At 42.7% G+C, this 13,363-nt stretch carries 11 protein-coding genes; 9 read left to right on the plus strand and 2 right to left on the minus strand.

The window, feature by feature from the left end; translation table 11 throughout:
- Nucleotides 1-7: 7 nt before the first annotated feature.
- Nucleotides 8-3,400 carry a mechanosensitive channel MscK gene (gene mscK, locus IQ209_RS07430; protein WP_193850421.1) on the plus strand — a complete coding sequence of 1,131 codons (3,393 nt, stop codon included), beginning with the start codon at nt 8-10 and terminating at the stop codon, nt 3,398-3,400.
- A 33-nt stretch (nt 3,401-3,433) separates the two neighbouring features.
- Here mscK and rsmS read toward each other — a convergent pair whose 3' ends face one another.
- Nucleotides 3,434-3,598, minus strand: coding sequence for a pleiotropic regulatory protein RsmS (gene rsmS, locus IQ209_RS07435; protein WP_193850423.1), 165 nt, complete (start codon nt 3,596-3,598; stop codon nt 3,434-3,436).
- 20 nt (nt 3,599-3,618) lie between these two features.
- Nucleotides 3,619-4,161, minus strand: coding sequence for a primosomal replication protein PriC (priC, locus tag IQ209_RS07440; protein WP_193850425.1), 543 nt, complete (start codon nt 4,159-4,161; stop codon nt 3,619-3,621).
- A gap of 161 nt (nt 4,162-4,322) precedes the next feature.
- Here priC and apt point away from each other — a divergent pair, with 161 nt between their 5' ends.
- From apt to wzz(fepE), 8 genes are all read left to right on the plus strand, one after another.
- Nucleotides 4,323-4,874: an adenine phosphoribosyltransferase gene (gene apt / locus IQ209_RS07445; protein WP_193850427.1), complete on the plus strand. Its 552-nt coding sequence runs from the start codon at nt 4,323-4,325 to the stop codon at nt 4,872-4,874.
- A 97-nt stretch (nt 4,875-4,971) separates the two neighbouring features.
- Nucleotides 4,972-6,951 carry a DNA polymerase III subunit gamma/tau gene (gene dnaX / locus IQ209_RS07450; RefSeq protein ID WP_193850429.1) on the plus strand — a complete coding sequence of 660 codons (1,980 nt, stop codon included), beginning with the start codon at nt 4,972-4,974 and terminating at the stop codon, nt 6,949-6,951.
- A 47-nt stretch (nt 6,952-6,998) separates the two neighbouring features.
- Nucleotides 6,999-7,328, plus strand: coding sequence for a YbaB/EbfC family nucleoid-associated protein (locus tag IQ209_RS07455; RefSeq protein WP_045968991.1), 330 nt, complete (start codon nt 6,999-7,001; stop codon nt 7,326-7,328).
- Nucleotides 7,328-7,936 (plus strand): recombination mediator RecR, encoded by a 609-nt coding sequence (gene recR, locus IQ209_RS07460; RefSeq protein WP_193850432.1) that lies wholly within the window; start codon nt 7,328-7,330, stop codon nt 7,934-7,936. The genes IQ209_RS07455 and recR overlap by 1 nt, the downstream gene beginning before the upstream one ends.
- Nucleotides 7,937-8,137: 201 nt before the next feature.
- A complete protein-coding gene (gene htpG / locus IQ209_RS07465; protein WP_193850495.1) occupies nt 8,138-10,027 on the plus strand; it encodes a molecular chaperone HtpG in 1,890 nt (629 codons plus the stop codon).
- Between the two features lie 170 nt (nt 10,028-10,197).
- The gene (adk, locus tag IQ209_RS07470) at nt 10,198-10,845 is read left to right on the plus strand and encodes an adenylate kinase (protein WP_193850434.1); all 648 of its coding nucleotides are present in this window, start codon (nt 10,198-10,200) and stop codon (nt 10,843-10,845) included.
- 163 nt (nt 10,846-11,008) lie between these two features.
- Complete coding sequence (hemH, locus tag IQ209_RS07475) at nt 11,009-11,974, plus strand: ferrochelatase (RefSeq protein WP_193850436.1); 966 nt, start codon at nt 11,009-11,011, stop codon at nt 11,972-11,974.
- Between the two features lie 164 nt (nt 11,975-12,138).
- Nucleotides 12,139-13,251, plus strand: a complete 1,113-nt coding sequence (gene wzz(fepE), locus IQ209_RS07480) for an LPS O-antigen length regulator Wzz(fepE) (RefSeq protein WP_193850438.1) — start codon at nt 12,139-12,141, stop codon at nt 13,249-13,251.
- Nucleotides 13,252-13,363 lie beyond the last annotated feature (112 nt).

Below are 13,363 nucleotides of genomic sequence, written 5' to 3' on the forward strand. Positions count from 1 at the left end.
TGAGTTCATGGTTTCAGTTAACCGATATTTGGGTGTTTTACTCAATAAGGGGAGTTTGTGTAACAAATTCTCTGCGATACGTTTCTCCACGATACTGTTTTTTCTCCTGTCACCTTTCTTTTTTTCGGTCAATGCGGCTGCTGGCAGCGATGTACCAACCCGTAATAATATTCAAAATCAGCTTAAAATTCTGACGGAACGTAAGGAGCATACAGTTGAAGAAAAGGTATCGATAGCTGATTTGGAAAAGGCGCTCTCTTTCTTTGACAAAATAGATCAACTGAGACTGGATTTCGATCTGCTTAGGAAAAATGTGCAAAATGTGCCACAAAAATCACATCAGGTTACGACTGAACTAGAGGATCTGAAAAATAACGATCAGCAGGACGCATATAAACAGACTCTGGGAACACAGTCTTTAAAGCAACTCGAAGCGATACTGAATAGTACATGGTATAACTTGCAGCGGGCACAGGAAAATCTTGCCAGCTACAATAGTCAGTTGATTGGGCTGCAAACTCAACCAGAACGCGTGCAAAATGTGCTATTCCGTAATATGCAAAGATTGCAGCAGATTCGCAACCAACTCAATAATGCATTGACTGAGCAGTCAGAATCGAGTCTCACTCGGATAGAGTTATTGCAAGTAGAACAACTTTTCTTGACCCAGCAAAATGAATATCAAAGAGAATCCCTACAGGCGAATACTCAGTTACAAACACTTTTACAGCGGCAGCGGGATTATACGATTCTTCAAATTGAGCAGTTAGAACGTAATGTTCAATTTATTCAAAATGTGATGAGTGGAAAGCGCTTGGTTCTTTCTGAAGAAACCGCGAAAGAAGCGCAAACTGAGGATGGTAAAAATTTACATATTCAAGATAACTCATTAGTTCAGGCAGAGATTGAACATAATCGTGAATTGAGTCAACGGTTAATTGCAGCAACACGTGATAATAACCAACTGGCGCAGAAAAGTATTCGCGTTAAGAACTTTCTGGAGCGGACGATCCAATCAGAGCGTAATCTTAAAGAGCAAATTAAGGTATTACGTGGCAGCTTATTGTTATCACGCATCCTGTTTCAGGAACAGTTGAAAATACCACAGGATGTGTTGACCAAAGATTTACCAACGAAAATAGCAGACTTGCGCCTGGAGCAATTTGAAATTAATCAGGAGCGAGATCGACTCTGTCAAGGTAATGATTATTTCAATAATTTATTGAGTAATCATCGTAATCAAATTAAACATGCATCCAATGAAATGGTAGATGAAATCCATAATGCTATCAACCAGATCCTGGAAGTGCATTGTGAGCTTTTAGAGCAGCTCAATAATCAGTTGGGAAATCAGATTACTTATGCTATTAACTTGCAAATGGATCAGCAGCAGTTGTTGGATGTCTCTGAATCACTGGAGCAAACCCTTGTCCAGCAAATCTTTTGGGTTAACAGTAACAAACCCATAAACGTGGCGTGGTTGAAATCCTTACCGGAACTCACCCAAGAAGAACTGAGTCATCTGGATATTCGTTTAACGCTTAACGGGTTGATTACGGGGCTAAAAAACTCTATCCATTTCGTCATTCCTCTTGTGTTAGTTGGTCTGTTTTTACGCTGGCAAACCAAAAGCATTAACGAACAGTTGAAAAAAATAGCGGGTGAAGTGGGGCAATTTCGCCGTGACAGTCAACTACATACCCCATTGGCACTGATACTGACATTAATAAAAACATTACCACTCGCTTTTATCGTGTTGGCGATAGGTTATTGGTATGCGAAATCAGGTGATGATTTTGGGGATCTGATGTGGGGATTCTCTCGTCAGTTGGCGCTTTTTTGGATTATGTATAGTTGCAGTTACCAGATCTTGGTAAAAGGTGGGGTTGGAGAACAGCATTTTTCTCTGGACAGTGCGGTTTGTCACTTATTCCGCAAAAATCTGGTTCGCCTGTCGATGACACTACTGCCCATTTTGTTCTGGATAACATTAGGGGCTAAATATCCTTTACGGTTGTCTGATGATGTTATTGGCCAGTGTGCGGTATTGATCTGCTTGTTCTTTGTCTTCCTGTTTATTTTTCCATTCTGCCGTTATGTATGGCGTGAAAAAAGCTCACATATGATCCGTACTATCGTAGTGACAGCATTAACTTTTGCTCCGTTGGTTCTGATGGTGTTGATGATATCGGGTTATTTCTATACAACTTTACGTCTGGCAGAACGTTGGCTCTATAGTTTGTATTTACTGTTTCTCTGGCATATCAGTTATCAAGCTTGTCTGCGGGGATTGGGAATTGCGGCGCGCCGCATTGCTTATCGACGTGCTGTTGCTCGTCGTCAGTCCCTCACGAAAGAAGGAGCAGAAGGCGAAGTGATGGAAGAACCGCCAATGGCTTTAGATCGCATTAATCAGCAATCATTGCGTTTAACTACCATGGCGCTGTTTTTGATCTTTTTAGGTGCATTTTATTGGATTTGGTCTGATCTGGTGACGGTATTTTCTTATCTTGATGGGATCAACTTGTGGCAATACAGCACGACAACAGAGCTGGGCAATGTCCTGAATCACGTGACTTTGAAAGATTTGGTACTTTCAATAGCGATGTTAGTCATTTCTTGGGTCATGATGAGAAACTTGCCAGGACTGCTGGAAGTGTTGGTGTTATCCCGCTTGCAGTTGCAACAAGGTTCGTCGTATGCCATTAAAACGACACTGACTTACCTAATCATTGGCATTGGCGGAATTACAGCATTAGGAACATTAGGGGTTTCGTGGAATAAATTACAATGGCTAGCGGCGGCACTTTCGGTCGGTTTAGGTTTTGGTTTACAGGAAATTTTCGCCAACTTTGTTTCGGGTTTGATTATTTTGTTCGAACGTCCCGTTCGAATTGGCGATACAGTAACAATAGGAAATTATTCCGGTTCTGTCAGTAAAATCCGTATTCGTGCGACGACGATTACAGATTTTGACCGCAAAGAAGTGATTATCCCTAACCGGGCATTTGTGACGGAGCGTCTGATAAACTGGACACTTTCCGATACCATTACGCGGATTATTATTAAGGTTGGCGTTGCATACGGCTCTGATCTTGATAAGGTCAAAGAGGTTTTGTTAAAAGCGGCAAGCGAAAACGCCCGCGTAATGAGTGAGCCAGGGCCACAAGTCTACTTTATGAATTTTGGTGCCAGTACACTGGATCATGAATTGAGGCTTTATGTCCGAGAATTAGGTGATCGTAGCCGTACTGTAGACGAAGTTAACCGCAGTATTGATAAATTATGTCGGGAAAACGACATCAATATTGCATTTAATCAGCTAGAAGTTTACTTACACAATGGACAGGGTGATAGTTTACAAGAAGTACAGAAACCGTTGAATGAGGGTAACCAATAGCCAGATATAATGAGGAGTAAGTATTAGCTGGGCTTATTCCTCAGATTGCTGGGCCTGTTTTTTCAATTTTCCTTGAAGATCGTGTTCGACGATTTCTAGTGCTGCCAGTGCGATAGCAGGGGAAATTTCGTTACATTCAAGCAGATAAATAAGATCTACTGCAAGTTGGACTTCAGGTGGTGCTTGTTCCAGAGCCATAGCTGCTGCTTCCTTTGTGATTAATCTGAATGCTCTTGCTTTTCTATCGACCTCTCGATTCGCATTAATGCTTGACGGCAGCGGGCGAGCCTACCGGCCAAGGCTGCAATTTCTTTTTGCAGTTTGTGCTTATTGGCAAGTGTCGTTTGTTTATTTAACTGTAATTCCCTGTCATCAATCATTGCCATTAAACGGCGTTCATAATCTTGATGTTCTGCCAGATGTTGATAAAGATCCTGTTTTTGTGATCGACGTTCAAATTTATCTTCCTGTTTTCGTAGCGCTTGGGTTGATATCTCGCGTTTAAGTGCTTCGATTTGTGTGACTAAACGCTCGGCAAGGAACTTCACTTGTTCAATTCGGTAATCGCTTACACAGGCTTTCAATTGTTCCAGATTTTGTCTGATCTCTTGCATATATCCACCGAGTTTATTGCTGCGGTGGTGAAATAATACTTGATCAAAACGGGCCGTGGAAAAAGGGGTATCAGGCAGTAAAGCGAGCTCTTTTTCCAGAGTACTGACTTGTTTTTCAAGTGCACTTAATAAATTTTGTATGCCCATTAGCATCTCATTATCATTAATAATCTGTCTGTTAAAGCACTCAGGTGTGGAGTTTGACTTAAGTCAACAAAATATAAGCAACGACTTGCTTGGCAGTTGCTTTTTTTCGGCAGTTTGAATAGATTTTACCGTTTTCTTTTTAAACCTGGCTGGCATCAATTATGACCGCTAATGCACAACAACTGCAATTAATTAAAGATAGTATCGAAACCATTCCTGATTATCCAAAGGCAGGAATACTTTTTCGTGACATTACTACATTGCTCGATAATCCAGCGGCTTACCAAGCTACGATAAATTTATTGGTGGTTCGTTATCAGAATAAAGGCATCACGAAAATTGTTGGTACTGAAGCACGTGGTTTCTTATTCGGAGCGCCTGTTGCACTGCAACTGGGGATTGGTTTCGTTCCTGTTCGTAAAAAAGGTAAATTACCGCGTGAAACACTGAGCGAAACTTACGATCTGGAATATGGTACAGATACACTGGAAATCCATAAAAGCAGCATTAAAGAAGGGGATAAGGTCCTGGTTGTTGATGATCTGCTTGCCACGGGAGGTACCATTGATGCGACGGTCCGCCTGATTCGTCGTCTGGGTGGTCAAGTTTCCGAAGCAGCATTCGTTATTGGATTGCCAGATTTAGGTGGTGCTGAACGTTTGAAAAAACAAGGTGTTGACAGCTACACTATCGTTGAATTCCCCGGTCACTGATTATTCTGTTTTTTGCATTATTGATACATCAGCCTCGCCGTTAATGGTGAGGCTGTGCTAGCATGTTAGACAGTTATGTTCAATTTCCTCGGTATTCATGAGCTATCAGGTACTTGCCCGTAAGTGGCGCCCACAAATATTTTCTGATGTGATTGGTCAGCAACATGTGCTGACTGCATTGGCGAATGGTCTCGAACACCAACGCCTTCATCACGCTTATCTTTTTTCCGGCACTCGTGGCGTGGGAAAGACTACTATTGCACGTCTGTTGGCAAAAGGGTTGAATTGCGAAACGGGTATAACTAAGACTCCGTGTGGTCGGTGTTCCAATTGCCTTGAGATTGAGCAGGGGCGGTTTGTGGATCTGATTGAGATCGACGCTGCTTCCCGAACAAAAGTAGAGGATACCCGCGAGTTGTTGGACAACGTCCAGTATGCGCCTGCCAGAGGTCGTTTCAAAGTTTACCTTATTGATGAAGTTCACATGCTTTCTCGCCATAGTTTCAATGCATTGTTGAAGACATTGGAAGAGCCTCCAGAGCATGTGAAATTCCTTCTGGCAACAACAGATCCACAAAAACTGCCAGTGACTATTCTTTCACGCTGTTTGCAATTTCATTTGAAAACCCTCGATGTGGATCAAATTAGCAGCCAATTGGAACATGTCCTTAATGCAGAGCAAATAGAAAGCGATGTTCGTGCCCGTCAGCTACTTGCCCGTGCAGCAGATGGCAGTATGCGTGATGCCTTGAGTTTAACGGATCAAGCCATTGCTCTTGGTGGAGGGAAGCTGACATCGGATATTGTCAGCCAGATGTTGGGAACGCTGGATGATGACCAACCATTAGCGATGATTGAATCGTTGGTGCGTGCAGATGGTCAACAAATGATGGCACTGGTGGAACAAGTGGCAACTCGTGGTGTAGATTGGGAAAATCTGCTGGTTGAAACATTGTCGCTGTTGCATCGGATTGCTATGCTCCAGCTATTGCCTCAGCAACCTGAAAGTGAGCCTTCTTCAACGGAAGGGCGGTTGCGTTTGTTGGCAAGAGCAATTTCTCCGACGGATTTGCAGCTTTATTACCAAGCGTTACTGGTGGGACGCAAGGAGCTTCCTTATGCACCAGAACGACGGATGGGGGTGGAGATGGCATTATTGCGCGCCTTGGCTTTTCATCCAAAAACAGTTATTGAGGAAACATTACCACCTGTTGTGGAAAACCCTGTAGCACCAATTGGGGTAGCACCATCTTCGGCCCAGTTACCTTCAAAGCAATTTACTTCAAATAATGAAGAAAATGAGCGTCCTGGGCAGACAATACCACAATTAATGGGCAGTGAATCTTCCGTTGCAAACAGTCCAACAGCGAAACTCTTGCAAGCGAGAAATTCTCTTACTCGTCAAGGAAATACGCCACCAAAAAAGCCTGAGCCGGCAGAGTCTGCGAAGGCGAAGCCGGCAAGTTCGGCGCTGGAGCGACTGGTAGCGGTGGCAGAACAACGGTCTCAATCTCATCCCCCTAAAACACGGGAGCCTGAGTCGGTTAATTCGGTCAAAAAAGAAGCTTACCGCTGGCGGGCAACAAATATTGGAGAGGAGAAACCGCACCCGACTGCAACACCAAAAACGATCAAAGCGGCGCTGGAGCACGAGAAAACAGCAGAATTGGTAGAAAAGCTGGCCATTGAATCAAAACAAAGGGACGCATGGGCTGCTGAAATTGATAAACTGCATATTCCAAAATTGGTTCAGCAGGTAGCACTGAATGCATTTAAAGAACAGATTGATGAAAATCGTCTTTGTCTGCATTTACGTTCAAAGCAGCGTCATCTTAATTCAACATCGGCTCAGCAAATGTTAACCGAAGCATTAAGTGAGTTGCATGGAAAACCTATTGAACTCAATATCATTGAAGATGATAATCCTGCGGTAAAAACGCCTCTGGAGTGGCGACAAGCCATTTATGAAGAAAAATTGGCACAAGCGCGTCAATCCATTATTTCGGATAAAACGATTCAAACACTTCAGCAACTATTCGATGCAGAATTGGATGAAGAAAGTATCCGGCCTGTTTAACTGCCGCAGTGTATTTTATGCTGTGGCGATAGCGAAGAGAGAAAATTATGTTTGGTAAAGGTGGTTTGGGCAATTTGATGAAACAGGCCCAGCAGATGCAAGATAAGATGCAGAAAATGCAGGAAGAAATTGCAAATCTGGAAGTGACAGGCGAATCTGGTGCGGGCCTGGTAAAAATCACTATTAATGGTGCACATAACTGCCGCCGGGTTGAAATCGATCCAAGTTTAATGGACGATGACAAAGATATGCTGGAAGATCTGATCGCAGCGGCATTCAATGATGCCGCTCGCCGTATTGAAGAAACCCAGAAAGAAAAAATGGCCAGTGTTTCCAGTGGAATGCAGTTACCACCTGGGTTTAAGATGCCATTCTAATGCAAACCAGTCCTCTTCTTGAATCTCTGATGGAAGCCCTGCGCTGTTTGCCCGGCGTAGGCCCAAAATCTGCACAGCGGATGGCGTTTCATCTATTGCAGAGAGATCGCAGTGGTGGGATGAGATTGGCCCAGGCACTGACACGGGCGATGTCTGAAATTGGTCACTGTCAAGATTGCCGGACATTCACGGAACAAGAACAGTGCACGATTTGTGCTAATCTCCGTCGTCAGCAGAATGGTCAGATTTGTGTAGTGGAAAGCCCCGCGGATATTCATGCCGTCGAACAAACGGGACAGTTTGCGGGACGTTATTTTGTCCTGATGGGGCATTTATCGCCACTGGATGGTATCGGGCCAATGGATATTGGTTTAGATCGTTTAGAAGAACGTCTATCTTCTGAAACCTTGTCAGAAATCATTCTGGCAACTAATCCAACTGTTGAAGGAGAGGCAACGGCAAACTATATTGCAGAAATGTGTTCTCAATATGGTGTGACAGCTAGCCGAATCGCTCACGGCGTCCCAGTGGGCGGAGAGCTTGAAATGGTGGATGGCACAACACTGTCTCATTCGCTGGCTGGCCGTCAAAAAATCACGAACTTGTGATTTTGTACCCGATTAATGGGTGATTTTATGGATGGTGCTGCTGATTATGCCGCCATCCATAGCTGATTTCCCCGCTTATCAAACTAATTTTACATTCTTCTTGCTATCTTAACTTGAAACTCTCCGTATCTATCCCCATTTGATTACCATCGTCCGATTGTACATATCTGAACTGGATTTAGATTGAGGTAATAAATGAGCATGAAAGATCAGGAAACCCGTGGATTTCAGTCTGAAGTCAAACAACTGTTGCAGTTGATGATCCATTCTCTCTATTCCAATAAAGAAATTTTTCTCCGTGAACTGATTTCAAACGCATCTGATGCGGCTGACAAATTGCGCTTCCGTGCATTGTCTGCCCCTGAACTGTATGAAAATGATGGTGAATTGCGTGTTCGTCTGGCTCTTGATAAAGAACAGAAAACTATCACCATCAGCGATAATGGTATCGGTATGTCCCGTGATGAAGTGATCGATAATCTGGGAACGATTGCAAAATCTGGTACTAAAGCATTTCTTGAATCCATTGGTTCTGATCAAGCAAAAGACAGCCAATTGATTGGTCAATTCGGTGTAGGCTTCTACTCTGCCTTTATCGTCGCTGATAAAGTCACCGTACGTACTCGTGCAGCAGGAGCTCCCGCTGAACAAGGTGTATTTTGGGAGTCAACGGGAGAAGGTGACTACACTGTTGCTGATATTGAAAAAGCAGGTCGTGGTACAGAAATTACCTTGCATCTGCGAGATGGGGAAAGCGAATTCCTCAATGACTGGCGTCTGCGTTCTATTATTGGCAAATATTCTGATCATATTGCCTTGCCAGTTGAAATTGAAACCCAAACTAAAAACGAAGAAGACGATTCAGTTACCGTTACATGGGAAAAAATCAACAAAGCCCAAGCCTTATGGACTCGTAATAAAGCTGAAATCAGTGATGAAGAGTACCAAGAGTTTTATAAGCACATCTCCCATGACTTTACTGACTCTCTGATTTGGAGCCATAACCGCGTTGAAGGTAAGCAGGAATATACCAGCCTGCTATATATCCCTTCCCAGGCACCGTGGGATATGTGGAACCGCGAACATAAACATGGACTGAAACTATACGTACAGCGTGTATTCATCATGGATGAAGCTGAACAGTTCATGCCAAATTACCTGCGTTTTGTCCGTGGTCTGATAGATTCCAATGACCTGCCATTGAACGTTTCCCGTGAAATTTTGCAAGATAGTTCAATCACACGTAATCTGCGCAGTGCGCTGACTAAACGTGTATTACAAATGTTGGATAAACTGGCAAAAGACGACGCAGAAAAATATCAGACCTTCTGGCAGCAGTTTGGCCTGGTGATGAAAGAAGGTCCAGCCGAAGATGGCGCAAACAAAGAAGCTATTGCTAAGTTGCTGCGCTTTGCTACGACTCATCATGATAGCTCGGCTCAAACCGTTTCTCTGGAAGATTACGTTGGCCGCATGGCAGAAGGGCAGGAGAAGATTTATTACATTACTGCGGATAGCTATGCTGCGGCGAAGAATAGTCCACACTTGGAGCTGTTCCGTAAGAAAGGCATTGAGGTTCTGTTACTGTCTGACCGCATTGATGAATGGATGATGAGCTACCTGACTGAATTCGATGGTAAATCATTCCAATCTGTCAGCAAGGCTGATGAATCCCTCGATAAACTGGCGGATGAAAACAAAGCTGAGCAAGAAGAAGCAGACAAAAAACTGGAGCCATTTGTTGAGCGCGTGAAAACTCTGCTGGGTGAACGCGTGAAAGAAGTGAAGTTAACTCATCGTCTGACCGATACTCCAGCCATTGTAACAACTGATGCTAATGCAATGAGCACCCAAATGGCGAAACTATTTGCGGCAGCGGGCCAGTCTGTGCCAGAAGTCAGTTATAACTTTGAGCTGAATCCGGAACATCTTCTGGTTAAGAAAGCGGCTGATATTGATGATGATGCTCAATTTGCTGATTGGATAGAGTTGTTGTTGGATCAAGCACTATTTGCTGAACGTGGCACATTGGATGATCCAAACCAGTTTATTCGTCGTATGAATCAATTATTATTAGCTGAAAAAGCTTAAACTTATTGAGATAATGATAAAAACCACGCCTCATTTTTCGTTGAGGCGTGGTTTATTTTTTAATTAATGCGGAAACGTTTACCTGTTTTCTTGAGCCATTCCTCATTCAAATGGTATGGTGGTACGTTTTCTCTAAAATATGAAAAGCAAATAGCAAGGGGATTTACGCAATGCGTATTATTCTACTGGGCGCGCCAGGCGCCGGTAAGGGGACTCAGGCACAATTTATCATGGAGAAATATGGGGTCCCCCAAATTTCTACAGGTGACATGCTACGTGCTGCGGTAAAAGCTGGCACCGAACTGGGTTTGCAAGCAAAAGAGCTGATGGATAATGGTAAGCTGGTTACTGATGAGCTGGTCATTGCATTGGTTAAAGAGCGCATCAAACAAGATGACTGTCATAATGGCTTCTTGTTGGATGGGTTCCCACGCACTATTCCTCAGGCAGATGCCATGAAAGCAGCCGATATCAAGGTTGATTATGTGCTGGAATTTGATGTTCCTGATGAAATCATCGTTGAACGTATTATTGGTCGTCGTGTGCATGCGCCGTCCGGCCGTGTTTACCACATCAAATTCAATCCACCAAAAGTGGAGAATAAAGATGATGTTACAGGCGAAGAGCTGACTATCCGTAAAGATGATCAGGAAGATACTGTCCGTAAACGTCTGGTTGAGTACCACGCACAAACAGCACCTCTGGTTTCTTACTATCAGCAAGAAGCTCAGGCCGGTAACACAAAATACTTCAAACTTGATGGTACTCGTCAAGTAGCGGAAGTTAGCGCAGAGCTGGCTAATATCCTGGGCGAATGATTTCGTGTTCTCTTGAATTGTGTTATAACAGGCGGCCTTCATACCGCCTGACTTTTTTGTAGTTTACGCTTACCCTAGAGAAATTTACTCCATGAAATGTTACATGTAACTATCATTCATGTTTTATACTAGATTGTCAGTCATTTTAATGGAGCTCTGAGGAATGAGTAGCAAGAAGTATGGTGTCCTGTTAGTGAACCTTGGTACACCTGATGCGCCAACACCAGCAGCAATAAGATGTTATCTGGCAAAGTTTCTGAGTGACAGAAGGGTAGTTGATATCCCACCATTTATTTGGAAACCTATCTTGAATGGTCTCATTCTTCCTTTCCGTGCTTCTCGAATTGCTAAGCTTTACCAAGAAATTTGGATGGAAGAAGGTTCCCCTTTATTGGTTTATAGTCGTCGTCAGCAGAAATTGCTGGATGAAAAGTTGGCGGATATCCCTGTTGCTTTGGGAATGACTTACGGCTCTCCTTCTTTATCTCAGGCCGCAGAGAGTTTGTTACAACAGGGCATTGAGGCTCTCATTATACTGCCACTTTATCCTCAATACTCCAGTACAACTTCGGCAGCGGTTTTTGACAGGATCAGTAAAATATTGCGGGAGTATCGGACAATTCCTACCCTGCATTTTGTTCGCAGTTATGCCACACATCCTGCCTATATTGCGGCACTAAAGGAAACCATTGAGCAGAGCTTTGAAAAACACGGTCAGCCTGATCGGTTAATTATTTCCTATCATGGTATTCCTGAACGTCTGGCAAAAATGGGAGATATTTATCCGCAAGATTGTCAGGCGACAACTGAACTGTTGAGTCAGGCACTGGATTATCCCGCAGATAAAATTATGATGACATATCAGTCGCGTTTTGGTTGCTTACCGTGGTTATCTCCTTATACAGATAAAACCATGGCATCATTACCCAGCCAAGGTGTGGAACATGTTCAAGTGATGTGTCCGGGGTTTGCGGCAGATTGTTTGGAAACGTTGGAAGAGATTAAGCAACAGAATAAAGTTATCTTTTTAGAGGCTGGTGGGAAAAAGTTTGAATATATCTCTGCACTTAATGATAATAAAGCCCACATTTCTTTGCTTGAACAGTTGGTAAATAATGTCATGAAATAACATGCAATTGCTTGTTATAAGACATTATCACACATGATGAATAGCAGACATTGATCGTCGTATGATTTTAAGGATATGGTTTTTTAACCAATGAATACGATAAGCGAGAGAAAGGGCTTGCATATCAATGAAAAGCAAAATTATTTGGATTGGACATATAGATAATGAGTAATAAACCTATTAAACACCCTGATTTTTACGAAGAACATGCAAACTATTATCCTCCAGCGCGGGAGGATGAAATTGATTTGTTTGAACTATTCTCTGTGCTTTTCCAATCAAAATATTTGATCATTGCAATCTCTTTCGTTTTTGCAATTATTGGTTTCAGCATTTCATCATTTTTACCGCAAAAATGGACCAGTACCGCTGCTGTAGTGAAGCCACGTCTGGAAGAGTTTCAACCACTGAAAAATGCGTTAACGGATTTACATGTTCTCAACTTAGATCCCAAAATGACAGAAGAATCACTGTATAAGCGGTTTATTGAAAACTATAACTCGCGTGTATTCCGTGAAGAATATCTGGTTAATACCGATTACTTCAAGACGTTGCTTGCTAAGAGTCAAAATAGTTCTGAGCAGGAAAAAAGAAAACTAATCGAGAAAATTGTAAATAAAAACATCACCATATCTTTACCGAAGAAAGAGAAAGATGATGACATTGACGATGAAGCCAAGCTTTCTTTCAGTGCTGATAACGCAGAAGATGCTTACAATCTATTAAGTGGCTATATCAAATTCGTCTCTTCGGTGGTTCGTAACCAAGTAAAAGAAGATTTGAGTGATATGGTTCATGAGAAACTGGAATACTCGCAAAAGCTTTATGCACTCGATTTGGAACGTATCGCTAATATGCGAAGCGTAGATATTGAGCGATTGAAGTATGCGATTTCTCTTGCTAATTCTGCGGGAATTAAAAAACCAGTATCGAATGGCGGAGCTATGATCAAGGATGACCCGGATTATTCGATTGCGCTGGGTTCTGATGCACTGCAACGTAAATTACAGATTACTGAAGAAATTACTGACCCAACTAAAATTGATGCAGACCTGCGTAACCGTCAATTGTATATCACAAATCTGGAAAAAGTGAATGTGAATACCGTTGATTTTGTACCATTCAAGTTTATGCAGGAACCTTATAAGCCAACTGCAAAAGATTCACCTAAGCGTTTGCTGATTTTGATTGGCGCTGGCTTTATCGGATTTATTTTATCCATCATGTATGTTTTGTTGCGCCACATGGTACGTAGTCGTCAGAAACAAGCGGCATAAATTATCTATTATAGATAATGTCCTGATAGCTAACGTATCGACAGCCAATGTTGAAATAACATTGGCTGTCTTCATTTTTGTCGCTGTATTTTTTGTTTCTCTTCGGTATTGT

The organism is Xenorhabdus sp. BG5 (genome assembly GCF_015163665.1).
Lineage (GTDB): Bacteria > Pseudomonadota > Gammaproteobacteria > Enterobacterales > Enterobacteriaceae > Xenorhabdus.